The organism is Streptomyces sp. RGM 3693, from assembly GCF_050471125.1.
GTDB lineage: Bacteria > Actinomycetota > Actinomycetes > Streptomycetales > Streptomycetaceae > Streptomyces.
Genome location: NZ_JBMPPQ010000002.1, coordinates 1,097,665 through 1,121,333 on the forward strand (window position 1 = coordinate 1,097,665; position 23,669 = coordinate 1,121,333).

Genomic DNA, 23,669 nt, shown 5'->3' on the forward strand with positions numbered 1-23,669 from the left:
CGCTCGACACGACGTTCGAGTCTGATCTTGCATGACGGATTCACGAGCGGGCAGCCGGCGTCGACGCGCGACCACGGCCTGGGCGGTCGCCCTGCTGGTCGTGCTCGGCGGGGCGGTGACCTCCAGCGGCGCGGGGAGTCCCGGCCGGGCGGACCAGCCTTCCCCGGGGGTGACGCTGGCGTTCCAGGACACGCCGGGCACCTTCTACCTCCGGGCGCTCGACAGGTCGGACGACCAGGCGCCCGGGGACCAGCAACCCGAGCCGTACGACGTCACCCTGGCGGCGAGCCGGCGCTCCCCGGGCCGGGAGCCGGCGAAGGCCGAGAAAATCAAGATCACCATCGATCTTTCCGACGCCAAGGCGGTGACGGCGTCACTCGACCCCTGGGACCGGCGCGACGGCTGCAAGTGGTCCGGTGCCCTCGTCACCTGCACTCCGAAGGACAGTGAATCGGGGAAGGCCAGGGACATCGCATCGGGCGAGTCCGCCCGCATCGCTCACTTCCACATGATTCCGAGAGAGGATGCGACGAAGGGGCCGGCCGGGTCCTTGAAGATCACCGTGGCCAGCAGCAACGCCCCCACCATCCACCAGACCATCCAACTGGCCATCGGGGCACCGCACTTGACCGCGCGGAGCGAATGGGGCCTGTGGGACCCGGCACCCGATCGGATAGACCCCGGCTCCGAGCTGAAGCTGAGGCCCGCCTTCGGCAACGAGGGAGAGGCCGACGTCGAAGGCGATCTCAACGTCGTGGTGGAGGTCATGGGACAGGCGACGCTGCACAGGCAGTACAGCAACTGCCGTTACGACCGGGCCGACGCGCCGAAGAAGGCGATGTGCACGATCCCCGGCCCCCTGCCGGTCGGAGCCGCGTACGAGACCGACCAGCCGTTCACGATGACGATCGACGAGACCGGGAACCACGGCCGGATCACTTCCACCGTGTACCCCGCCCCCAACACACCGAGCCGCGATCTGCTGCCCGACGCGGCCCCGCGGGGAACCGGCGCGCCGCTCGGGTTCCGCCCGACCGACGGCAGCGATTTCAAGTCGTTCGACAGGGAGCTCGCCTTCGGTGAAGTGCAGTTCCGCACCACCCGGAGATACGACCAGCAGGTCAACGGGTTCACCATCAAGGGCAAGGTGGGCGACGTGATCGACATGGACGTGATGAACGAGGACGGCTACTTCGAGGGTGACACGTACCTGACCCTGCCCGAGGGCGTCACCTTGATCGGGCACCAGGACGGCGAGAGCGGCGACGACCCCTTCTGCGAGTACGGCGACAAGAAGCACCGGACGGTGGTGTGCCCGTCACCGCTGAACGTCCACCCCTCGCTGCGGTTCCGCATCGACAAACGGGTCGACGGCGCGCAGGGCACGATCTCCGTGAAACCCGACTCGGAGCACCCGGACCCGGACCTGACGAACAACACCGCCCCGATCACGATGGAGTACGTGGACTGAGGGGTCGGTGGGGCGGCGTCACGGGTAGCGCGGCAGGCCGTCCGTCGGGATCGTCCACTCGGCAACGGTGACGTCCTCCCCGTAGACGAAGTCCTTGCGCGTGGCGTAGCGGGGGCCGTCCGGGGTCGGGTGGATGTCTGTGAAGACGGCGCCCGTCCCGGTGCGGGGGTCGAAGATCGCGTAGACGGGGATGCCGAGGAGGGGATAGTCCCGGGTCTTGCCCACCCAGTCGTTGTCCGGGTTGGACTGGGAGACGACCTCGATGGCGGCGATGAGCGTGCGGGGGTCGAACGTCCCGGGGACTTCCATATCGGCCTCAGCGATCACCATCACGTCGGGACGCCGCAGGACGCCGTGGGACTCAGCCGCCACGTCCGGGGCACCGGTGTGGGCCATGATTCCGTCCGGCATCGCCTTTTCCATGCGACGGTTGACCCGGGCCACCGTTAGCTCATGAGGCCCGACGGGGCACACCAGGTCGTGAACGATGCCTGTGCTGGTGATCTCCAGCTGGCCGGGGACGGAGTCCTGAATCCGCTCGATGGCGCTGTACATCGCTCGGTATCGAAGCGGAGTGCCCGCACGGCTGTTCATGGCGGGGGAGCCTCCGTGAGGTCGGTGCGGCAGTCGCGGCACTGCCCTGGATGTGGTGCGCGGAAGGCGCGGTCGCAGGCGTCGCAGGTCTGGAGGGGGTCGGGGCGTGCGGGGGCCGGGGCGGCGGCCGGGAGGGGCGGGGGCAGGCACGCCGTGAGGCGGTGGGCGAGGAAGGCCGCCGGACTGCGGAGGCCGGGCGGCAGGCCGGCCGCGAGGGTGCGGCGTACGGCGTCGGGCGGTGCATCGCGTTCGAGCCAGGCGTGCACGGCCGGAGCGAGACGCGCCACGTCCGCCTCGGAGAGCAGCAGCCGCGGATCGTCGCGCCGCAGCTCCACGAGGATGCGGTGGGCCGTCCGCGCACCCACCGGATCGGGACGGCGCGGCGCGGGCAGCGGCGCACGTGCCGGTTTCGGCGCCGGTTTCGGCGCTGGTTTCGGCGCTGGTTTCGGCGTTGGCGTCGGTGTCGACGTCGGCTCGTGTTCCCGTTTCGGTCTCGGGGCCCGTGGGGTGGGACGGGCCACGGGGCAGGGCGCCACGCCCGGCTGGTTGTACGAGACCGTGCGCGTCACGACCCGCCCGCTCGGCAGCCGCTCCCGTGTGCGCTTCAGATACCCGGCGGCCTCCAGCTCCCGTAGGGCGGAGGCGATCCGGGCCTCGCTCTCCGGGAAGCGGGCGGTCAGGCACTTGATGCCGATGCGCGCCCCGGCGGGCAGCGACTGAATGTGCACGGCGAGCCCGATCGCGACGAGCGACAACCCACGGTGCTGGGCGAGGTGGTTGCCGACCACCGTGTAGTGGCTGGTGTGACGGGAGTTGACGTGCATGACGCCGGACGAGGGAGTCGATGCGGGAACGCGGGACGCGGGGCGCGAGGGCGCGCTAGGGTTCGCAGGAGCCATCGGGAAACGTGGTTTTTCCTTGGTGGTAGCCATCGGGAAGGTTCTGCTTCCTTGGTGGTCAGGCCCTCGTTCGGGATTGCCGTCCCGGCCGGGGGCCGAAGTATGTGTGCGGTCGAGTACTCGGGTACTCGGGTCCTCGTGCACTTGTCGCGGTGAGCATATGCCGCTCAACCCACCCAGATCACAACCGAGTTGGCATATGTCACCCGTGTGGGTGGCGGGCCGGTGGGGGCGTGGGCGGCGTAAGAGTTCTGTCAGAGCCCCGTCATGATCGGCCTGGCTCGGCTGCTTCCCGTTACGGGGCCTCGTAGCGTCCTGTCCGTTGTCCGCATTCCGAACGACCGTGCGGGTGATGGTGACGACGTATCGATGGGGGAGTGTCATATGGCAGCAGGGCAATTTCAGGCACATCCCGACGGGCTACGAGAACTGGCGACGGAATTTCAGTCCGCGGCCGATGAACTCGCCGGGGGCATAGAGGGGTTCGTGGGAAACGTCTTCGAGATCGGGGAGGCGTTCGGGGTGATAGCCGCGTGCCAAGGGATCACCGACCAGTACGCGGAGATGGTGAACCGCACCGCCGAGGGCCTCGCCGAACTCGCCCAATTGTTCCGCTCCAACAGCGCGGGCCTTCATCAGTCCGCCGCCAACTACGACGGTGTCGACGCGCACACCAGCGAAACGTTGAGGGCCTGACGGATGAGCATCAACAGTTACCTGGTCGACAAGGTCGTCCCGGTCCTGGAAATGCTGGAAATCCCCTGGCCCGGCGGCGACCCGACGACCCTGCGGGAAATCGCCCACCGCTGGGGGAGTTTCGGCCAGGACCTCCAGGAAACCGCCGCGCGCCTGAACAAGCGGGTGGACGCCACGGTGGGCGTCACCTGGCACGGCGACGCCGCCGACGGCTTCAAGAAGCACTGGAAGCAGCAGTACGAAGCCTTTCAATCCACCGCGAAGAACTTCGCCGCCGTACAGAAGCAGCTCGATGCCTATGCGGACGAGGCCGAGGCGATCGTCAAGGAAATCGTCGAGATCGCCCTGGAGATCGCCGAGACGGAACTCGCCGGCGCCCTGCTGACGGTGGTCACGGCGGGCATCTCGGACGTGGTGGCGGCGGCTGCCTCCGGGGCCCGGGCCATGAGGATCCTCAGCCTGGTGGAGAAGTTCACGGGGCTTGCGGAGAAGGCAGAGAAGGCCGTTCTCGAACTCGTCAAGGGCTCCAAGACGATGATGCGCCTGGTCAAGGCGCTCTCCAAGCTGATCCAGGACGGCCTCAGGAACTCCGCGATGAACCTCGTGGGTACCGGTGTCAGCAAGGAGCTCACCGGACAGGGCGGCCTCACCGCACAGGACTGGCAGAACGCTGCCATCGCAGGCGGTGTGGCGGCGGCTCCGGGAGCACTAGGCAAGGGCCTGGGCTCACTGGGCAGACGCAGCGCCCCCAACGCCTTCGACAAGGTACTGACCGGCGCTGGTCTGGAAGGGGGCGCCAAGACGGCCCAGAGCGTCGTCTCCGGTGGGTTGACCAGCGCGGGCGGTACGTTCGTGGCGGAGCAGTTCGACCCGACCGCGACGACCGTCGGCCTCGATACCGCGACCAGTCTCGTCACCGGCGCCGAGGGCGCTCACCACGCGGGCCGATTGAAGCAAGGAGATCTACCGGACGCGGCGTCGCCGGCCTTTCGCAACCTCCATGAGATCGGCGCGAACGGGACCATCTACACCGGTGGCGGTGTTGTCGACGACACGATCAAAAATCACCACCTGCCGAACGCGGGGTCCGCGGTTACGGACGAGGATGGCGCGGTGCAACTTCCCCGGGAAGAGCGCGGGGGAAACCCTTTTGGATAGTGCGGGGTTCACCGGGTCGGCTTGCGGAGGGGATACGGGCCATGCGGCCTTTCAGGGGTGAGAAGTGGCAGGGTACGGGCCGCCGGAGGCGGCCCGCCGGAGAGTCCGATCCCCATCCGGTAAAACTCCGGGACCCGTGGGAGGAATGGGATGCCGCCCGTCCGGACTGGCGACTGTTGCGGAAATCCAAGGACCGGTACGCCGCGAAGATGCCTTTTCGCGGCCAGCCGATGGCCGGATACCCCTGGTACGTCGCCGCCGGCGAGTTGCCCGATCCGGACGGCACCGGCGAGAGCGTCGAGGCGCTGCTCTGGCAGTTGAAGGACTCGATCCCCCAGGGCCGCTCCTCCATCGATCTCGTGTCGTCCGGGGTGGCCCTGACCTTTCCCAGGACGCTCCCCCCGTTCGGCTTCTACCCCAAGAGCGATCACTGGCGGGCGTCTCGGGGGGATTTCTACTACACCACTCCCAAGCGTCTTCTGCGCGAGTACGACGCGCTTGCCGCGCTCGGTCCGGGGCATGGGCAAACGAGAGTGCTGGTAGCCGACGACCGGGTCTTCTCCGCACTCGTCAGGCCGGAGGTACTCCAACGTCCCCAGCTGTCCGGCAGGCACATGTGGCTCAACGGAAACCACGCGGTCGCCTGGGCAAAAGGGTATGCCTCTCCCGAAATGCTCGAAGAGTGCGCCATGGAGCTGTACGAACTGGTCAACCTGCTTCCCCGCACCTGGGGGAGTGAGCATGTCGACCGCGTTCGCGCCCTCGTCGTGGCGGGTGGTCTGAAGGGTTTGGAGAAGTGGGTTTTCCGGTCTTTGAAGTCTTGACGTCGCGCCGGGCCGCGACCCGGCCCACCGGGTCGCGGAAACCCGCGATGCGGTGACCACCCTTCCGTGCGCATTGCGACGATTCGCCCACCCTGCGGCATCGCTCGCGCGTAGCGTGCCGAGGAATCGCGTTGTACCGGGCAACCAGCAAGCAGCGGTGGTGAGTTATGCCCCCTCGCAAGGACGCAGACCCCTCAGCCAGTGTCCCGTGCTTCTACGGCGCCGAGATGCGCTACCTACGGGAGCAGGCCGGGCTCACGCTCGAACAGTTAGCGGAGGGCAGCTTTCGCGGCATCCCGCTGCTCAGCCGCATCGAGCGCGGTGAGTGCGGAATGCCGATGGATCTGGCCATCCACATCGACAAGAAGCTCAACACGAACGGTTTCTTCGAGCGCCGCTGCGAGGCGGTGGCGAAGGCCCGCCGGGCCGGTCACGCGGAGTATTTCGCGGACGCGCTGGAGATGGAGCGGCGCGCGGAGACCATCGACGAGTGGGCGCCGATGCTCGTCCCGGGCCTGCTTCAGACGCCGGCGTACACGCGGGCGGTCGTACGGGCGGCGCATCCCAGGGAGTCGGACGAAGAGGTTGAGGAGAAGGTGACAGCCCGGATGTCGCGGGCTGCGATCTTCGGGGCGGAGACGCCTCCGAAGTTCTGGGTGGTCCTGAGCGAGCATCTGATCCGCCGGCGGGCCCTCTCGGACGAGCAGATGGCAGAACTGCTGGAGCACATCGCGAAGGTGGTCAGGTCCACGCACTCGATCGTGCAGATCCTTCCGGACGTCGATGGCCTGCACCCGTTCATGATGGGGATGACCACGATCATGACGTTCTCGGACGCCCCTCCGGTCGCGTACACCGAGGGACTGCACAGCGGCCAACTCATTGATTTTCCGCCACTCGTGAAGCAGTACCGGGAGTCGTACGATCTGCTCAGGGCCGCCGCACTGTCGCCCGCGGCGTCTCTCTCCATGATCGAGACAGCGGCAGGGGACTTCCGAAATGGCAAGCACAGCGCGCGACTTGAGTAACGCTGCGTGGCGTAAGAGCAGCTACAGCAACGGCTCCGGAGGCAGCTGCGTTGAGGTCGCCGACGGCCTCCCCGGCGTTGTCCCCGTCCGGGACAGCAAAGATCCGCAGGGGCCCGCGCTGGTCTTCTCCGCTGCCGGGTGGTCGTCGTTCGTCGCGGCCGTCAAGGGCGCCGCCTAGAGTTCGTCGATGGCGGTCAGGCCGATGTCGATGGGGTAGGGCTTGTCGACCTTGATCCGGTCGCGGTGGATGCCGTCGTGCACATACGCCCCCGTGACCGGGTCGAGTTCGTAGACGTGGATGACGGGCTTGCCGTTCGTTCCGCTCTCCTCGACGCGCCAGAAGTTCTCGATCCCGGCGGCGGCGTACTTCCGCGGCTTGGTCGTCCGGTCGCGGGACGCTGATTCCGGGGTGACGACCTCGACGGCGAGGAGCACGTCCTCGGCCTGGTAGCTCGCCTTGTGCGGCCCGATCACCGCGTCGGCCCGGATCACGCTCACGTCGGGTGCCAAACCGTTGCGCTCGTCGAGGACGATGGTCATCTGCCGCCGCACGCGGAATTCGCCCGTGGCCGTGGCGCGCAAGCCGTGTTCCAGCAGATACAGCATCAGCGTGTGGAACTCACGCTGTGGGCTCACGAAGATCAGGCTCCCGTCGATCAATTGGGTGTGTGGCGGGAGGGCGGGCAGCGTGATCAGGTGGTCTACCCGGTACCCCTCCTGCGGGGGCCTCGGCCAGTGACGCTGCTCGGTGGATGTGGCGGTCTCGGTTCCTCCCATGGACGGGATTCTTCGGCCCGCCGGTCCCAGGTCGCGGCCGTATCCCGATCACGTCATCACAAAGGGTGACCGACCCGCGTGGGCCCCGTGAGGCACCGCCCTCCTCCCCCCGAGGCCCCCGCCCCGCGGCGACTACGCTGGGAGGCCGATCGAGCCCCCGACCGGGGACGCACAGAGCAGGAGTGAGATGGCCGTCAACCTCGTCAATCTGGAAGCCGTCGACAAGGTGTACGGGACCCGTGCGCTGCTCGACGGTGTCTCCCTCGGCGTCAATGAGGGCGACCGGATCGGCGTCGTCGGCCGCAACGGCGACGGCAAGACCACGCTGATCCGGATCCTGGCCAAGCTGGAGTCCGCCGACACCGGGCGGGTCACGCACGCCGGTGACCTGCGGTTGGGCGTGCTGACCCAGCACGATTCGCTGGACCCGGCCGCCACCATCCGGCACGAGGTGATCGGTGATCTCGCCGACCACGAGTGGGCCGGTAACGCCAAGATCCGGGACGTGCTGACCGGGCTGTTCGGGGATCTGCACCTGCCGGGGTTCACGCAGGGGCTGGACACCGTCATCGGGCCGCTGTCCGGTGGTGAGCGGCGGCGGATCGCGCTGGCCAAGCTGCTGATCGCCGAGCAGGACCTGATCGTGCTGGACGAGCCGACCAACCACCTCGACGTGGAGGGGATCTCGTGGCTCGCCCGGCACCTGGCCGGCCGGCGCTCCGCGCTGGTGGTCGTCACCCACGACCGGTGGTTCCTGGACCAGGTGGCGACGCGGATGTGGGACGTCCAGCGCGGTGCCGTCCACGAGTACGAGGGCGGCTACTCCGACTACGTCTTCGCGCGGGCCGAGCGGGAGCGGATCGCCGCCTCCGAGGAGGTCAAGCGGCAGAACCTGATGCGGAAGGAACTGGCGTGGCTGCGGCGCGGTGCCCCGGCGCGGACCAGTAAGCCGCGGTTCCGGATCGAGGCGGCCAACGAGCTGATCGCGGACGTGCCGCCGCCGCGGGACAACGCCGAGCTGATGAAGTTCGCCAGCTCGCGGCTGGGCAAGACGGTCTTCGAGCTGGAGGGCGTCACGGTCCAGGCCGGGCCCAAGGTGCTGCTGAAGCACCTGACCTGGCAGCTCGGCCCCGGTGACCGGATCGGTCTGGTCGGCGTCAACGGTGCGGGGAAGACCTCGCTGCTGCGGACGTTGGAGGCGGCCGCCCGTAGTGGGGGCGAGCAGCAGCCGGCGGCCGGCAAGGTCGTGGTCGGCAAGACCGTGAAGCTGGCGTACCTCTCGCAGGAGGTTGTCGAACTCAACCCGACGCTGCGGGTGTTGGAGGCCGTTCAGCAGATCCGCGACCGGGTCGATCTCGGCAAGGGCCGGGAGATGACGGCGGGGCAGCTGTGCGAGAAGTTCGGCTTCACGAAGGAGAAGCAGTGGACGCCGGTGGGGGACCTGTCCGGTGGTGAGCGGCGGCGGCTGCAGATCCTGCGGCTGCTGATGGACGAGCCGAACGTGCTGTTCCTGGACGAGCCGACCAACGATCTCGACATCGAGACGTTGACGCAGTTGGAGGACCTGCTCGACGGCTGGCCGGGGTCGATGATCGTCATCAGCCACGACCGGTACTTCGTGGAGCGGACGACGGACCGGGTCTTCGCGCTGCTGGGCGATGCCGCCCTGCGGATGCTGCCGCGCGGTCTGGACGAGTACCTGGAGCGCCGCCAGAAGGTGATCGAGGCGGCGACGCCGGCGCCCGCCCAGCCGGCCGCCGCGGCGCCGAAGAAGCCGGCCGCCGTCAACCGCGCGGCGCAGAAGGAGCTCCAGCGGATCGAGCGGCAGCTGGACAAGATCGGGGAGAAGGAGGCGAAGCTGCACGCGCAGATGGCCGAGCACGCCACCGACTTCGAGAAGATCGCCGGGCTCGACGCCGAGCTGCGGGAACTGGCCGCGCAGCGCGAGGAGTTGGAGATGCGCTGGCTGGAGCTGGCCGAGGACGCGTGAGCCCGCCCCCGGCGGCCCTGCGGAGGGCCGTCGGATTTGGCCGTCCAGGTGTGCGGCGGCAGGGGCGGCTATCGGCCCCGAATGGTCTTGATTCCCGCGTTCCGGTGGTCTTCTCCACGCTAAGGGGCGCGCATCGGCAGCCGAGCGTGTAGCTTCCCGGGAACACACAGCCGGGTCGGGGAGTTGAGGGGGTCCGCTCGATGGGCGTGCGGCTCATGGTGGTCGACGATCACCGTCTGCTCGCCGAGGCGCTCGCCTCGGCCCTGAAGCTGCGCGGACACCGGGTCCTGGCGGCCGCCGCGCCCAGCGCCGGGGCAGCGGACCTGGTGGTGAGCCGGGCGCCGGAGGTGTGCCTGCTGGGCACCGCGGGGCCCGCCGAGCCGGGGGCGTTCGACCCGGTCGTCCGGATCAAGAAGGAGCGGCCGCAGGTCGCGGTGGTGGTGCTCGGGCCGGTGCCCAGCCCGCGCGGGATCGCCGCCGCGTTCGCCGCCGGCGCCTCCGGCTACGTCCGTAACGACGAGCGCATCGAGGGCGTCGAGCGGGCCATGATCAAGGCCCGGGCGGGCGAGGCGGCGGTCGCCCCGCAACTGCTCCAGCAGGCGTTCGAGGAGCTGCTGCACCCCGCCGCCCAGCCCGACGACGAGGGGGTGCGGCTGCTCCAACTGCTCACCCCGCGCGAGGTCGAGGTGCTGATCCGGGTCGCGGAGGGTGAGGACACCCGGGTGATCGCGGCGGGCATGGACATCGCGCCGAGCACCGCCCGTACCCACGTCCAGCGGGTGTTGATGAAGCTGGAGGTGGGCTCCCGGTTGGAGGCGGCCGCGCTGGCCGCCCGCACCGGTCTGCTGGAGCGGGTCCAGCGGGGTCAGTCCGTGCCGCCGCCGCGTCCCTCCTGAGGCTGCTGGGGTTCCTGGTGCTCCTGGAGTGCCGCCGCGGACGGCGGGACGGTGGGCCGTAGCTTCAGCCAGACCAGGAAGAACAGGCCGAGCGCGAGCATGGCCAGGCCCGTCCACAGGTTGATGTTGATGTCCTGGGCCTTCTTCAGGTCGGCGTCGGAGGCGGTGAGCCCGGCGATGGTGACGATCACGCCGTAGACGACGAACAGGCCGCCGATGATCCGGCGGATGTCGAAGAGCCGGGCGGCGGTGGCCGACTTGCGCTCCAACTCGCCGACTTCGTGTTGCAGTTCAGACATGGCGGGGTCTCCGGTCAGAGCGAGTAGGGCAGGTAGCACAGCGCGGCGAGGGCGAGGGCGCCCCAGCCGAGCAGCGCGGGCTTGCGGTACCAGGCGTCATCGCCTTCGGCGGGCGGCTCTTCCAGGCCCGGCGCGGTCGTCCCGTAGACCAGCCCGGCCAGCTCGGCCTGTGGCTTGGGCTCGGTGAAGAGCGTGACGACGACCATGACCAGCGCGCCCGCGACGAAGCCGACGATCGCGGAGACGAAGTTGGCGCCCTGGTCGGTGGGGATGGCGATGATGCCCTGCTTGTAGATCCAGAAGTAGTTGACCATCGCGGCGGTGGTGCCCGCGAGCAGGCCCCAGACACCGGACTTCATCGACGCCCGCTTCCAGAACATGCCGATGATGAAGACCACGAACATCGGCACGTTGAAGAAGGAGAACAGGGTCTGGAGGTACCCCATGATGTTGGAGAACGACGAGGCGATGAACGCGGTGCCGATCGAGGCCAGCACGCCGATCGCGGTGATCAGCCGGCCGAAGCGCAGGTAGTAGCCGTCGGGCCGGTCCGTCTTCACGTACTTGGCCCAGATGTCGTACGTGAAGACGGTGTTGAAGGACGAGACGTTGGCGGCCATGCCGGCCATGAACGCGGCGAGCAGGCCGGTGACGGCGATGCCCAGCACGCCGTTGGGCAGCAGCTCCTGCATGAGGTAGGGGATCGCGTCGTTGTACTGGAGGCCGCCCGGGGCGCCGATCTTCGGTACGAGGACGGCGGCGACCAGGCCCGGGATCATCACCAGGAAGACGATGAACATCTTCGGGAAGGCGGCGATGAGGGGGGTGCGCTGGGCGGCGGAGAGGTTCTTCGCGGACAGGGCGCGCTGCACCTCGGCGAAGTTGGTGGTCCAGTAGCCGAAGGAGAGCACGAAGCCCAGGCCGAGGATGATCGTCAGCCAGTTGGCGCCGAGCGGGTTGGCCTGGCCGATGCCGGTACCGCCCCAGGCCGTCAGGAAGTTGTCGCCGTGCGCGGAGGTGAGCGAGTGGGTCAGGCCGCCCCAGCCGCCGACCCGCTTGAGGCCGAGGATGACCAGCGGGATGAGCGCGGCGAGGATCACGAAGAACTGGAGCACTTCGTTGTAGATCGCCGAGGAGAGCCCGCCAATGGTGATGTACGCGAGGACGAAGAGCCCGGCGACGACGATGGCCACCCACTGCGGCCAGCCGAGCAGCGCCTCGACGACGATCGACAGGGCGTAGAGGTTCACGCCCGCGATCAGGACGGCGGCGAAGGCGAACAGCACCGAGCTGAGCAGGTGCGCGGACCTGTCGAAGCGCTGGAGCAGGAACTCCGGTACGGAGCGGACCTTCGAGCGGTAGTAGAAGGGCATCATGACCAGGCCGAGGAAGACCATGGCGGGGATGGCGCCGATCCAGTACCAGTGGACGACCGCGACGCCGTACTGTGCGCCGGTCGCGGCCATCCCGAGGATCTCGGTGGCGCCGAGGTTGGCGGCGACGAAGGCGAGGCCGGTGACCCAGGCGGGCAGTGACCGCCCGGAGAGGAAGAAGTCCAGGCTCGTCTTCACGCTGCGCCGGGCGGCGAAGCCGATGCCGAGGACGACGACGAAGTAGATGGCCAGGATCGTGTAGTCGAGCCCGTTGGTCGGGAGTCGTAGCCCGTCGGCCAGAGTGATCATGGGCCCTCTTTCCGGGGGAGTACAGCCCTTTCGGGGAGCACGGCGGTGTGTGCGAAGTGAACGCACAAAAACGTACGCACGCTCGACCGAAAACTGAATAGTTTTGTGCGTTTCAGTTGTTGGATCATGGGCGATGGTTGTGGATTGGGTGGAAGTATGTCCGCTATGGCCGGTATCTGAGCTCAAGTGTGCGGGCGCGAGGGTGCGTTGACGTCGTTGTTGGGTTGTGCTTCATTGTGTGTGTTTGTGTTTGAGTGGTGTGCCCGCCACGGTGAGGAGCTCCCGGTGAAGAAGACGACGACCCGGCTCGCGGACGGCCGGGAGCTGATCTACTACGACGCATCCGACGACACCGCCCGCACCGCCGTCGACCCCCGCCCCCTGGACCCGGTCGCCACCACCTCCGAGATCCGCACCGACCCGCTCCTCGGCGACGCCGTCGCCATCGCCTCGCACCGCCAGGGCCGCCCCTACCACCCCGCGGTCGACGCCTGCCCGCTGTGCCCCTCCGGCGCCGGCCGGCACACCGAGATCCCCGCCGACGCCTACGACGTCGTCGTCTTCGAGAACCGCTTCCCCTCCCTGGCCGGCGAGCACGGCCGCTGCGAAGTGGTCTGCTTCACCCCCGACCACGACGCCTCGTTCGCCGACCTCACCGAGGAACAGGCCGCCCTGGTCCTCGACGCCTGGACCGACCGCACCGCCGCACTCTCCCAACTCCCCGGCGTGGCCCAGGTCTTCTGCTTCGAGAACCGCGGCGCCGAGATCGGCGTCACCCTCGGCCACCCGCACGGCCAGATCTACGGCTACCCCTTCGTCACCCCCCGCACCGAACGGATGCTGGCCTCCCTCGCCGCCCACCGCGAGACCACCGGCCGCAACCTCTTCGACGACGTCGTCGCCCGCGAACGCACCGACGGCCGCCGCATCGTCCTCGACGGCACCCACTGGGTCGCCTTCGTCCCCTACGCCGCCCACTGGCCCTACGAGGTGCACCTCTACCCCAAGCGCCGGGTCCCCGACCTGCTCGCCCTCGACGAGCCGGCCCGCACAGAATTCCCACAGATCTACCTGGAAGTCTTGCGACGGTTCGACCGGCTCTTCGGCCCGGAAGCGCCCCCGACGCCGTACATCTCCGCCTGGCACCAGGCGCCCGTACACCTCGCGGACCGTGCCGAGTTCGCGCTCCACCTTGAGCTTTTCACCGTCCGCAGGACTCCCGGCAAGCTGAAGTTCCTCGCGGGTTCCGAGTCCGGCATGAACGTGTTCATCAACGACGTGCCGCCGGAGGCTGCGGCCGACCGACTGCGAGAGGTAGCGAGCAAGCCATGAGCAATTACCTGGTGACCGGCGGGGCGGGCTACGTGGGCAGCGTGGTGACCCAGCACCTGCTGGAGGCCGGCCACACCGTCACGGTCCTCGACAACCTCTCCACCGGCTTCCGCGAGGCCGTGCCCGCCGGGGCGGCGTTCATCGAGGGCGACCTCCGCGACGCGCACCAGTGGCTGGACCCCTCCTACGACGCGGTCCTGCACTTCGCGGCGTTCTCGCAGGTCGGCGAGTCCGTCCGGCAGCCGGAGAAGTACTGGACCAACAACGTCGGCGGCACCATGGAACTGCTCGCCGCGATGCGCGCGGCGGGCGTGCGCACCCTCGTCTTCTCGTCCACCGCGGCCACATACGGCGAGCCGGTCAACACCCCGATCACCGAGACCGACCCGACCGCCCCCACCTCCCCCTACGGCGCGACCAAGCTCGCCGTCGACCACATGATCACCGGCGAGGCGGCCGCGCACGGCCTGGCCGCGGTGTCGCTGCGCTACTTCAACGTCGCCGGCGCGTACGGCGCGTACGGCGAACGCCACGACCCCGAGTCGCACCTCATCCCGCTCGTCCTCCAGGTCGCCCAGGGCCGACGCGACGCCATCTCCGTCTACGGCGACGACTACCCCACCCCCGACGGCACCTGCGTCCGCGACTACCTCCACGTCGCGGACCTGGCCGAGGCCCATCTGCTGGCCCTGGCCGCCGCCCGCCCCGGCGAACACCTCATCTGCAACCTCGGCAACGGCAACGGCTTCTCCGTCCGCGAGGTCATCGAGACCGTCCGCAAGGTCACCGGCCACCCCATCCCCGAGGTGACCGCCCCGCGCCGCGACGGCGACCCCGCCGTCCTGGTCGCCTCCGCACGCACCGCCACCGACCGGCTCGGCTGGCGCCCCACCCGCACCGACCTGGCCGGCATCGTCGCCGACGCCTGGGAGTTCACCCGGGCCACCACCCGCCCGGAGAACCCCGGCCCGTCCGGCGTTTGAGACCCGGCCCCGGGGCGGAACCCCGGCCGGGACAGCACGAAGGAGTCCACGTGACAGACACGGAGCACGGCGCGGCCCGCACCGCGGCGGCCTTCCACACGGTGTACGGGGCGGAGCCCACCGGCACCTGGGCAGCCCCCGGCCGGGTCAACCTCATCGGTGAACACACCGACTACAACGACGGCTTCGTGATGCCCCTGGCCCTCCCGCACACCACCATCGCCGCCGCAGCCCCCCGCACCGACGGGGTGCTGCGGTTGCACTCCGCCGGCGCCACCGGCGGCATCGTCGAACTCCACACCGACGACCTCCACCCGCCGGCCACCGGGGCGGGCTGGGCCGCCTACCCCGCCGGCGTGGTCTGGGCGATGCGGGAAGCCGGCCTCCCGATCGGCGGCGCCGACCTGCACTACACCAGCACCGTCCCGCTCGGCGCCGGCCTCTCCTCCTCGGCCGCCCTGGAAGTCGCCACCGCCCTCGCCCTCGACGACCTGTACGGCCTCGGCCTGCCCCGCGAGGAAGTGGCCCGCCTCGCCCAACGCGCCGAGAACGCCTACGTCGGCGTGCCCTGCGGAATCATGGACCAGACCGCCGCCGCCTGCTGCACCGCCGGCCACGCCCTCTTCCTCGACACCCGCGACCTCACCCGCCGCCACGTCCCGTTCGATTTGGCCGCGGAAGGACTGCGCCTCCTCGTCGTCGACACCCGCGTCCGCCACCAACTCGGCGACGGCGCATACGCCGAGCGACGCGCCGGATGCGAACGTGGCGCGCGGGCGCTCGGCGTGCACGCGCTGCGTGACATCCCGTACGCGCATCTGCCCGAAGCCCTCGACGCCTTGGGCAACGACCCGGTCGTGCAAGCCCTCGTCCGTCACATCGTCACCGAAAACCACCGCGTCGAACAGACCGTCGCGCACCTCGACGCTGGCCACCCCCGCGCCATCGGCCCCCTGCTCACCGCCGGACACGCCTCGCTCCGCGACGACTTCAAGATCTCCTGCCCGGAACTCGACCTCGCCGTCGACACCGCCAACGCCGCCGGCGCCCTCGGCGCCCGCATGACCGGCGGCGGCTTCGGCGGCTCGGCGCTCGTCCTCGTCGAAGCGGACGCCGCACCCACCGTCACCCACGCCCTGCACACCGCGTTCGCCACCGCCGGACACACCCCACCGCGGATCTTCCCGGCCGTCCCCGGCCCCGGCGCCCACCGCCTGGAGCCGTAGCGGGCTTTGCGCAGCCACCCCGTTCCCCGGCCACTTTCGTCAATCACCTTCCCCCGACGCACCCCGTCCGTACGCTGTCACCAGCGCCGGTGGGGGCCGGCGCCGATCAGGGGGCGAGACCGTTCGGGTACCGCGCCCGGGGCGGGTGGCCACCGACCCGCGGTGTCCGCCGCGCGGCCGAGGCGATCTTCAATCCGAGCGCCGTGCCCGCTATGGTCCGTTCACCGAGACAGGGGGTCTCTGTGCAACGAATCCGGGTTCTGGTGGTCGACGACCACCGCATCTTCGCCGAATCCCTGGCGGCCGCACTGGCCGCGGAGGTGGACGTGGACGTCGCCGCGGCGGGCAGCGCCCCGGCGGCCCTGCGGACACTCGACCGGGCCGCCGCCGACGGCCGCCGCTTCGACGTCCTGCTGGCCGACGCCGACCTGGCCGCACCGCTCCTCGCCGTGCCGCCCCAAGGGCCCGCCCGCGACGGCCCGCCCCGCGAGGGCCCGCCCCGCGGCTGCCCACTGGACGGCATCGCACTCGTCTCCGGCCTGCGCACCAGCCACCCGTACCTGCGGACCGTGGTCCTCGCCGACCGCGACGACCCGCGCCGCGCCGCCGCGGCACTCCAGGCCGGCGCCTCCGGCTGGGTCGCCAAGGACTCCTCCCTCTCCCGGCTGCTGGCCGTCATCCGCGGCGTCCTCCGCGACGAGACGCACCTGCCGCCCGCCCTGCTCACCGGCGTCCTGAGGGAACTGACCGCGGCCCGCAAGCACCGCACCGAAAGCGAACGCCTGGTGGAGTCCCTGACCCCGCGCGAACGCGAGGTGCTGCGCTGCATGGTCGCCGGCCTGGGCCGCAAGGCGGTCGCCGAGCGACTCTTCCTCTCCCCGCACACGGTCCGCACCCACATGCAGAACGTGCTCGGCAAACTGGGCGTGCACTCCACCCTCGCCGCCGTCGCCCTGGCCCGCCGGGCCGGCGTCGGCCCCGCCGAACTCGAACCGGCCACCGCCGGACCGCTCACCGTGCCCTGACCCTCGGCCCGGCCCGACACCCCGGACGGATCACCCCGCGGCGCCCCCACCGCCCTCCCGTCCCGGACCGGTCAGCACCGCCACGCCCCGGGCGGCCAGCCCCACCCGCGACACCGCCGCCGCCCGGGGCGCCAGCGCGTCCCGCATCGGCTCCGGCAACGCCACGTCCACCGCCCGACCCCCGTGGTTGAGCAGGAACAGGTACCGGCCGCCGGCGCCCTCCCGCACCGCCGCCTGCACCCCCGCCGGCAGCCCCGGCACCACCGGCGCCACCCCCGCCACCGCCCGCACCTCGTCCAACAGGGCCCGCAGCAGCGCCGGTTCCAGCCGGGTGCCCACGTACCACGCCGTGCCCCGCCCGTAGTCGTGCCGGGTCACCGCCGGCTGCCCGGCCAGCTCACCGTCCAGGAACCGCGCCACCACCTCCGCCCCCTGCACCACGATCTCCTCCGACCACAGGTCCGCCCGCCCCTCGTACGCTCCCCCAAGCTCTCGGCTTCGCTCGACCAGGGCGGTACCCCCACTCCCCACCGCCACCGACCGCCCCTCGGCCAACGGCCAGAACTCCGCCACCCGCAGCCCCAGCAGCTCCCGCAACGGCCCCGGATAGCCGCCCGGATGCACCCGGTCGCAGGCATCGACGATCCCCGAGAAGAACGACACCACCAGCCGCCCACCGCCCCGCACGTACGCCGCCAGCCGCGCCGCGTCCCGCTCCGTCACCAGGTACAGGTTCGGCACCACCACCATCCGGTACCGCGACAACTCCCGCCCCGGCGGCACCACATCACACGCCACCCCCGCCTCGAACAGCGGCCGGTAGTGCGCCAACGCGATCCGCGCGTGCTCCAGCGCGGTGGACGGTCGGGAATCCAGCTCCAAGGCCCACCAGCTCGGCCAGTCCGCCACCAGCGCCACAGACGCCCGCGACCGGGCCCCCTCGATCCCGGGCACCGCCGCCAACTCCCGCCCCAACGCACACACCTCACGGAAGATCCGGGTGTCCGTCCCCCCGTGCGGCACCATCGCCGAGTGGAACTTCTCCGCCCCGCCCAACGACTGCCGCCACTGGAAGAACAGCACCGCATCCGCGCCCTGTGCCACCGCCTGCCAGCTCCACAAGCGCATCGCCCCGGGCGGCTTGGGCCCGTTGCGCGGCCGCCAGTTGACCGCACCCGGCGCCTGCTCCAACAGCAGCCACGGCTGCCCGTCCCGCGCCGACCGCATCAGGTCGAAGACATAGCCCGCCCGGACGTGGTCGTCCGGCACCTGCGGATCCTGGTAGAAGTCCAGCGCCATCACATCCATCGACGGCGCCCAACCGAACGCGTCCACCGGCTTGTGCTGCGGCATCAGATTGGTGGTCACCGGCACCCCCGGCGTCAGCCGCGCAAGCACCGCCCGCTCCGCCAGATAGCACGCCCGCAGCGCCGCGTCACTGAACCGCAGATAGTCCAACTGCTGCGCCGGATTGGCGAACGTCGGCGCGGTCCGCGGCGGCAGCACCTCCGCGAAATCCCCGTACGCCTGCGACCAGAACGACGTCGACCAGGCGTCGTTGAGCGCCGCCACACTTCCGTACCGCTCCTTCAGCCACCGCCGGAAGTCCGCCGCCGACACCGCGCAGAAGCACTGCCGGGTGTGGCACCCGAACTCATTGCCCACGTGCCACATCGCCAACGCCGGATGGTCCGCGTACCGGGTCGCCACCTGCTCCACCAGCCGCACGGCGTGCGCCCGGAACACCGCACTGGACGGGCAGAAGTGCTGCCGCCCACCCGGCCAACGACGCCGCCCGTCCGGCCCCTCCGGCAGGATCTCCGGGTGCGCACGGCTCAACCACGGCGGCGGCGACGCCGTCATCGTCGCCAGACACACCTCGATCCCGGCCCCCGCCAACCCGTCCATCACCCGGTCGAACCACCCGAAGTCCCATTCCCCGGGCCGGGGTTCGACCTTCGCCCAGGAGAAGATCCCGGCCGTGACCATGGAGACATGCGCCGCCCCCATCAACTCCAGGTCCTCGGCCCACACCTCCTCCGGCCACTGCTCGGGGTTGTAGTCGCCGCCGAATCGGATGCCCATCGGACCCCCTGGCTCGCATACGGGATGAAAGACGCCGCGCAGCTGGGGCCGGTCCGGTGGATCAGGGTCGGACAGGCCCTAGGGGCAGCACCCGGCGCCACGGCACGGGCACCGCCCGCGCCGCAACCGCTCCCGGAGCGCCGCCCCACCACAGGTGTGCCTCACGAGGAGTTCTTGTACACGCTCCATCCGCCGTCCACCACCAGGCTGGCCCCGGTCACGAACGACGCCTCACCGGACAGCAGGAACGCGATGGCGGCCGCCACCTCCTCGGGCCGACCCAGCCGCCGCGCCGCGGTTTCCGCCGCGCTCGCCCGCCGCTGTTCCTCGCCGATGCCCTCCCACGCCCCGGTCAGCACCGGCCCCGGCAGCACGCAGTTCACCCGCACCTCGGGCCCGTACTCCACCGCCAACTGCCGCCCCAGCCCGGTCAGTCCCGCCTTGGACGCCGCATACGCCGGCCGCCCCGGCAGTCCCACCAGCGCATGCACCGACGACGTCAGCACCACAGCTCCTCCCCGCGCCCGCAGGTCCGCGAGGACCGCCCGGACGCCCAGGAACGCCCCGGTCAGATTCACCGCCAGCTGCCGGTCCCACTCCGCCGGCGACGTCTGGTCGGCCGGTGCCACGTGCGGCAGGTACGCATTGCTGACCAGCCCGTCCACCGGCCCGTACCGGGTGTGCGCCGCCGCGATGGCCCGCCCCCAGTCGTCCTCGCCGGCCACGTCACAGTGCTCGTACGAGGCCCGTCCGCCGGCCGCCCGGATCCGCCGCGCGGTGCGCTCCCCGCGGGCGTCGTCGACGTCCAGCAGCAGCACCGCGGCCCCCTCGGCCGCCAGCCGGTCCGCGGTCGCCGCGCCGATGCCCCCGGCGGCCCCGGTCACCAGCACCGTCCGCCCCGCAAACCGCCGCCCGCGCCTGCCCCCGCTGCCGTACGGCCCGACGGGCACCGAACCCGTCCCTCCGGTCTCCTGCTGGCTCATGCGGTGATCCAAGCCCACCCCGGGGCGGCCCGGCAAGACCACACCGGCGCCGGCGCCGTATGGACCTAACCTGGCACGTTGTCAAACGGTCCGGTCAGTCGACGCAGCAGACCGGCCAATTCGTGGCGCTGTTGCCGCGACAACTCGGCGAGGATGGCGCGCTCCTGCGTCAACAGTCCGGCCAGCGATTCATCGGCCTTGTCGCGGCCCTTGGCGGTCAGCCGGACCAGTACCCCGCGCCGGTCGCTGGGGTCCGGCAGCCGCTCCACCAACTCCTTCTTGGCGAGCCGGTCGATGCGGTTGGTCATCGTGCCGGAGGTGACCAGGGTCTGCGTCAACAGCGCGCCGGGGGAGAGCTGGTAGGGCGCGCCGGCGCGCCGCAGCGCGGTCAGTACGTCGAATTCCCAGGGCTCCAGACCCACCTCGGTGAACGCCAGGCGGCGGGCCCGGTCGAGGTGTCTGGCCAGCCGGGAGACGCGGCTGAGGACCTCAAGCGGCTCCACGTCGAGGTCCGGGCGCTCGCGGCGCCATGCTGCGACCAGTCGATCGACCTCGTCCTCCATGGCGATCAGTGTAAAGGGTCTGTCGATATAAAGTCTCTTGATGGCGAGCTTCTTGATGTCGAGATATATTTTCCTGGACTACTGGGCATCGTGGGCGCAGCAGGGAATCCGCCCGAGATGGCCAGAACTCGATCGGAGACCGTTCGCCCGGCTGCACAACAAAAACCGTGTCGGCCCTGCATCAGCAGAGGGGTTATCGAACATGCACGACGCGCCAACCTGGGATCCCCAGCAGTACCTCCACCACACCGGCCACCGGACCCGCCCCTTCTACGACCTCCTCGCCCGGATACCACAACTGCCCCGCCCCGACCGGCCCGCCCGCATCGCCGACCTCGGCTGCGGCCCCGGCAACGTCACCGTCCAACTCACCGACCGCTGGCCGGACGCACACATCACCGGCTTCGACAACTCCCCCGAAATGCTCAAGGAAGCCGAGTCCTACGCCGGCCCCACCCCCGGCGGCGGCCACCTCGACTTCGCCCCCGCCGACGCCGCCGACTGGACCCCCGAAGAGCCCTACGACCTGATCGTCTCCAACGCGGCCCTGCAATGGGTCCCCAACCACCCGGACTCCTTCCCCCGTTGGATCGACTCCCTCACCCCCGGCGGCACCTTCGCCTTCCAAGTCCCCGGCAACTTCACCTCGCCCAGCCACGCCCTCCTCGGCGAACTGTGCGACTCCCCGCAATGGCGCCACCGCTTCGACTCCCACGGCCGCCGCTTCGTCCACATCCTCGACCCCGCCGACTACCTGGAACGCCTCACCGACCTCGGCTGCACCACCGATGCCTGGGAAACCACCTACGTCCAGCTCCTCCAGGGCGACGACCCGGTCCTCGACTGGGTCAAGGGCACGGCCCTCCGCCCCGTTCTCACCGCCCTCGAAGACGACCCGGAGGCCCGTGACGCCTTCCTCATCGAATACCGCGACGCCCTCCGCCGCGTCTACCCGACCGGTCGCCACGGCACGGTCTTCCCGTTCCGCCGCATCTTCGCGGTAGCCCAGAAACTCACCGTCTGACCCCGGGCGCTCCGCAATGAGCACCGGCCTCGACCACATCCAGCTCGCCGCCGGCCTGGGGAGGCAGGAGAAGGCTGCTGGTTCGAGGCCGGCGCGGGCTGCCGCGCCGCCCCGAAGGAGGAAACACCGAACCGGGCGTCCCGTTCGGCAAGCCGACCAAGCCGACCAAGCCGCCGAAGGACGCACTCACGCGGCGAGCGCGAACCGCCCGAACCTCGCCGTCGTCTGACCCGTCCCGTCCGAGGACGCCACGCGCACCGGCGGGAACGCCAACCGACCGCCCGGTCCGCGGCCGTCCCGAACCGTTTCCACCGAGCCCCCACCGGCCCGCCCCCCGGCGCTGCCGCTCAGTTCTTCCGGTGACCTATCAGCCGCGGCTTGGGCTCCAGATTCCCCAGCCCGTGCCATGCCAGGTTCACCAGATGCGCCGCCACCTCCGCCTTCTTCGGCCTGCGGGCGTCGACCCACCACTGGCCGGTCAGCGCCACCATGCCGACCAGGGCCTGGGCGTACAGCGGTGCCAGCTTCGGATCGAAGCCACGGGCCTTGAACTCCAGCCCGAGAATGTCCTCGACCTGCGTGGCGATATCGCTGATCAGCGACGCGAAGGTGCCAGTCGACTGGGCGACCGGCGAATCACGGACGAGGATCCGGAAACCGTCCGTGAACGTCTCGATGTAGTCGAGCAGCGCGAACGCCGCCTGTTCGAGGAGCTCCCGCGGATGGCCGGCGGTCAGCGCACCGGTCACCATGTCCAGCAGCTGCCGCATCTCACGGTCCACGACCACCGCGTACAGGCCCTCCTTGCCGCCGAAGTGCTCGTAGACCACCGGCTTGGAAACCCCGGCCTTCGCCGCGATCTCCTCCACCGACGTGCCCTCGTAACCACGCTCGGCGAACAACGTGCGGCCGATGTCCAGCAACTGCTCACGGCGCTCCGCACCGGTCATCCGCACCCGACGGGCCCGCCGGCCCCCCGAAGACGGAGACCCGGAGGACTTTCCCTTACTGCCGTTGCTCGCGCTGTCGATCGCCACCCGTCAATCATGCCCCCAGCGGGGACTTCCCCTCGCCTCGGGAGCCGTCCTTGCGTCGGGCATCGATCCGCGCCGCGGTCGGCCACCGCACGTCATGCGCCCAGCCGGCCAGCTCGAACCAGCGGATCAGCCGGGCGCTGGAATCCACCTGGCCCTTCATGACCCCATGCCGCGCACAGGTCGGATCGGCATGGTGCAGGTTGTGCCAGGACTCACCACAGGAGAGCACCGCCAGCCACCACACGTTGCCGGACCGGTCCCGGGACTTGAACGGGCGCTTGCCCACCGCATGACAGATGGAGTTGATCGACCACGTGACGTGATGCAGCAGCGCCACCCGCACCAGAGAACCCCAGAAGAACGCGGTCAGCGCACCCTGCCAGGACCACGTCACCACCCCGCCGACCAGCGGCGGAATCAGCAGCGACACCACCGTCCACAGCACGAACTGGCGAGAGACCGCACGGATCGCCGGGTCGTTGACCAGATCGGGGGCGTACTTCTGCTGCGAGGTCTGCTCCTCGTCGAACATCCAGCCGATGTGCGCCCACCACAGGCCCTTCATCAGCGCCGGGATCGACTCCCCGTACCGCCACGGCGAATGTGGATCACCGTCCGCATCGGAGAACTTGTGGTGCTTGCGATGATCGGCGACCCAGCGGACCAGCGGCCCCTCCACCGCCATCGACCCCATGATCGCGAGCGCGATCCGCAACGGACGCCTCGCCTTGAACGCACCGTGCGTGAAGTAACGGTGGAAACCGATCGTGATGCCGTGACAACCGATGAAGTACATCGCCGTCATCAGCCCGAGATCCAGCCAGCTCACGCCCCAGCCCCAGGCCAGCGGCACCGCCGCGACCAAGGCCAGGAACGGCACGGTGATGAACAACAACAGGGTGATCTGTTCCAGCGACCTGCGCTGCTCACCGCCCAACGTCGCGGACGGCAGAGCGGAGGCGGCAGAAGAACCAGCGGGAGTGTCGCGTGGCATCGGTGACTCTTCCACGGCTTTCGGACCAGCGGTCATGTGGTGTCCCTCGTCGGGGGCTCGGGGGCACGGCTACGGCCTACGGGACCGTAACCTACGGTCTCGT

The 23,669-nt window shown here is 70.1% G+C and carries 23 protein-coding genes; 13 read left to right on the forward strand and 10 right to left on the reverse strand.

Annotated features, from left to right (window positions below; all coding sequences use genetic code 11):
* The first annotated feature begins 31 nt into the window (after positions 1–31).
* Positions 32–1,471 (forward strand): hypothetical protein, encoded by a 1,440-nt coding sequence (locus ACO0M4_RS22305; RefSeq protein ID WP_430372652.1) that lies wholly within the window; start codon positions 32–34, stop codon positions 1,469–1,471.
* 18 nt (positions 1,472–1,489) lie between these two features.
* On the opposite strand, the gene ACO0M4_RS22310 is transcribed toward ACO0M4_RS22305, so the two are convergent.
* Complete coding sequence (locus ACO0M4_RS22310) at positions 1,490–2,065, reverse strand: Uma2 family endonuclease (protein ID WP_430372654.1); 576 nt, start codon at positions 2,063–2,065, stop codon at positions 1,490–1,492.
* Positions 2,062–2,964, reverse strand: coding sequence for a helix-turn-helix domain-containing protein (locus tag ACO0M4_RS22315; RefSeq protein WP_430372655.1), 903 nt, complete (start codon positions 2,962–2,964; stop codon positions 2,062–2,064). The genes ACO0M4_RS22310 and ACO0M4_RS22315 overlap by 4 nt, the downstream gene beginning before the upstream one ends.
* 384 nt (positions 2,965–3,348) lie before the next feature.
* On the opposite strand from ACO0M4_RS22315, the gene ACO0M4_RS22320 reads away from it, so the two are divergent.
* From ACO0M4_RS22320 to ACO0M4_RS22340, 5 genes are all read left to right on the forward strand, one after another.
* The gene (locus ACO0M4_RS22320; protein WP_430372656.1) at positions 3,349–3,660 is read left to right on the forward strand and encodes a type VII secretion target; all 312 of its coding nucleotides are present in this window, start codon (positions 3,349–3,351) and stop codon (positions 3,658–3,660) included.
* 51 nt (positions 3,661–3,711) lie between these two features.
* A complete protein-coding gene (locus ACO0M4_RS22325) occupies positions 3,712–4,818 on the forward strand; it encodes a WXG100 family type VII secretion target (RefSeq protein WP_430372658.1) in 1,107 nt (368 codons plus the stop codon).
* Positions 4,819–4,859: 41 nt separating this feature from the next.
* The gene (locus ACO0M4_RS22330) at positions 4,860–5,642 is read left to right on the forward strand and encodes a hypothetical protein (RefSeq protein ID WP_430372659.1); all 783 of its coding nucleotides are present in this window, start codon (positions 4,860–4,862) and stop codon (positions 5,640–5,642) included.
* Between the two features lie 167 nt (positions 5,643–5,809).
* Complete coding sequence (locus ACO0M4_RS22335) at positions 5,810–6,670, forward strand: helix-turn-helix domain-containing protein (protein WP_430372660.1); 861 nt, start codon at positions 5,810–5,812, stop codon at positions 6,668–6,670.
* On the forward strand, positions 6,642–6,848 hold the full coding sequence (locus ACO0M4_RS22340; protein ID WP_430372662.1) for a DUF397 domain-containing protein: 207 nt from the start codon (positions 6,642–6,644) through the stop codon (positions 6,846–6,848). The genes ACO0M4_RS22335 and ACO0M4_RS22340 overlap by 29 nt, the downstream gene beginning before the upstream one ends.
* Here ACO0M4_RS22340 and ACO0M4_RS22345 read toward each other — a convergent pair.
* On the reverse strand, positions 6,845–7,447 hold the full coding sequence (locus ACO0M4_RS22345; protein WP_430372663.1) for a Uma2 family endonuclease: 603 nt from the start codon (positions 7,445–7,447) through the stop codon (positions 6,845–6,847). The two genes, ACO0M4_RS22340 and ACO0M4_RS22345, sit on opposite strands and share 4 nt — an antisense overlap.
* A gap of 187 nt (positions 7,448–7,634) precedes the next feature.
* On the opposite strand from ACO0M4_RS22345, the gene ACO0M4_RS22350 reads away from it, so the two are divergent.
* Both ACO0M4_RS22350 and ACO0M4_RS22355 read left to right on the forward strand, forming a co-directional pair.
* Positions 7,635–9,437, forward strand: a complete 1,803-nt coding sequence (locus ACO0M4_RS22350) for an ABC-F family ATP-binding cassette domain-containing protein (protein WP_430372664.1) — start codon at positions 7,635–7,637, stop codon at positions 9,435–9,437.
* A gap of 200 nt (positions 9,438–9,637) precedes the next feature.
* Positions 9,638–10,333 carry a response regulator transcription factor gene (locus tag ACO0M4_RS22355; RefSeq protein ID WP_430372666.1) on the forward strand — a complete coding sequence of 232 codons (696 nt, stop codon included), beginning with the start codon at positions 9,638–9,640 and terminating at the stop codon, positions 10,331–10,333.
* Here the strand turns inward: ACO0M4_RS22355 and ACO0M4_RS22360 are convergent.
* Both ACO0M4_RS22360 and ACO0M4_RS22365 read right to left on the reverse strand, forming a co-directional pair.
* A complete protein-coding gene (locus ACO0M4_RS22360) occupies positions 10,303–10,632 on the reverse strand; it encodes a hypothetical protein (protein ID WP_430372667.1) in 330 nt (109 codons plus the stop codon). The genes ACO0M4_RS22355 and ACO0M4_RS22360 overlap by 31 nt on opposite strands.
* Before the next feature lie 14 nt (positions 10,633–10,646).
* Positions 10,647–12,314 (reverse strand): sodium:solute symporter family protein, encoded by a 1,668-nt coding sequence (locus ACO0M4_RS22365; protein WP_430372669.1) that lies wholly within the window; start codon positions 12,312–12,314, stop codon positions 10,647–10,649.
* A 285-nt stretch (positions 12,315–12,599) separates the two neighbouring features.
* On the opposite strand from ACO0M4_RS22365, the gene galT reads away from it, so the two are divergent.
* From galT to ACO0M4_RS22385, 4 genes are all read left to right on the forward strand, one after another.
* Positions 12,600–13,646, forward strand: a complete 1,047-nt coding sequence (galT, locus tag ACO0M4_RS22370) for a galactose-1-phosphate uridylyltransferase (RefSeq protein ID WP_430372671.1) — start codon at positions 12,600–12,602, stop codon at positions 13,644–13,646.
* A complete protein-coding gene (galE, locus tag ACO0M4_RS22375) occupies positions 13,643–14,629 on the forward strand; it encodes a UDP-glucose 4-epimerase GalE (RefSeq protein ID WP_430372672.1) in 987 nt (328 codons plus the stop codon). The genes galT and galE overlap by 4 nt, the downstream gene beginning before the upstream one ends.
* A 50-nt stretch (positions 14,630–14,679) precedes the next feature.
* On the forward strand, positions 14,680–15,855 hold the full coding sequence (gene galK, locus ACO0M4_RS22380; RefSeq protein ID WP_430372674.1) for a galactokinase: 1,176 nt from the start codon (positions 14,680–14,682) through the stop codon (positions 15,853–15,855).
* Between the two features lie 242 nt (positions 15,856–16,097).
* Positions 16,098–16,880, forward strand: a complete 783-nt coding sequence (locus ACO0M4_RS22385; RefSeq protein WP_430372675.1) for a LuxR C-terminal-related transcriptional regulator — start codon at positions 16,098–16,100, stop codon at positions 16,878–16,880.
* Between the two features lie 30 nt (positions 16,881–16,910).
* Here ACO0M4_RS22385 and ACO0M4_RS22390 read toward each other — a convergent pair whose 3' ends face one another.
* The 3 genes from ACO0M4_RS22390 to ACO0M4_RS22400 all read right to left on the reverse strand — a co-directional run bounded on the left by ACO0M4_RS22390 (position 16,911) and on the right by ACO0M4_RS22400 (position 20,511).
* Positions 16,911–18,965 carry a beta-galactosidase gene (locus ACO0M4_RS22390; protein WP_430372677.1) on the reverse strand — a complete coding sequence of 685 codons (2,055 nt, stop codon included), beginning with the start codon at positions 18,963–18,965 and terminating at the stop codon, positions 16,911–16,913.
* Between the two features lie 161 nt (positions 18,966–19,126).
* Positions 19,127–19,948: an SDR family NAD(P)-dependent oxidoreductase gene (locus tag ACO0M4_RS22395; protein ID WP_430372678.1), complete on the reverse strand. Its 822-nt coding sequence runs from the start codon at positions 19,946–19,948 to the stop codon at positions 19,127–19,129.
* A 65-nt stretch (positions 19,949–20,013) separates the two neighbouring features.
* Complete coding sequence (locus tag ACO0M4_RS22400) at positions 20,014–20,511, reverse strand: MarR family winged helix-turn-helix transcriptional regulator (RefSeq protein ID WP_430372680.1); 498 nt, start codon at positions 20,509–20,511, stop codon at positions 20,014–20,016.
* 202 nt (positions 20,512–20,713) lie between these two features.
* On the opposite strand from ACO0M4_RS22400, the gene ACO0M4_RS22405 reads away from it, so the two are divergent.
* Positions 20,714–21,535: a trans-aconitate 2-methyltransferase gene (locus tag ACO0M4_RS22405; RefSeq protein ID WP_430372682.1), complete on the forward strand. Its 822-nt coding sequence runs from the start codon at positions 20,714–20,716 to the stop codon at positions 21,533–21,535.
* Between the two features lie 347 nt (positions 21,536–21,882).
* Here the strand turns inward: ACO0M4_RS22405 and ACO0M4_RS22410 are convergent, their stop codons facing one another.
* Complete coding sequence (locus ACO0M4_RS22410) at positions 21,883–22,572, reverse strand: TetR/AcrR family transcriptional regulator (protein WP_430372683.1); 690 nt, start codon at positions 22,570–22,572, stop codon at positions 21,883–21,885.
* A 7-nt stretch (positions 22,573–22,579) separates the two neighbouring features.
* The gene (locus ACO0M4_RS22415) at positions 22,580–23,602 is read right to left on the reverse strand and encodes an acyl-CoA desaturase (RefSeq protein ID WP_430372685.1); all 1,023 of its coding nucleotides are present in this window, start codon (positions 23,600–23,602) and stop codon (positions 22,580–22,582) included.
* Positions 23,603–23,669: the final 67 nt, after the last annotated feature.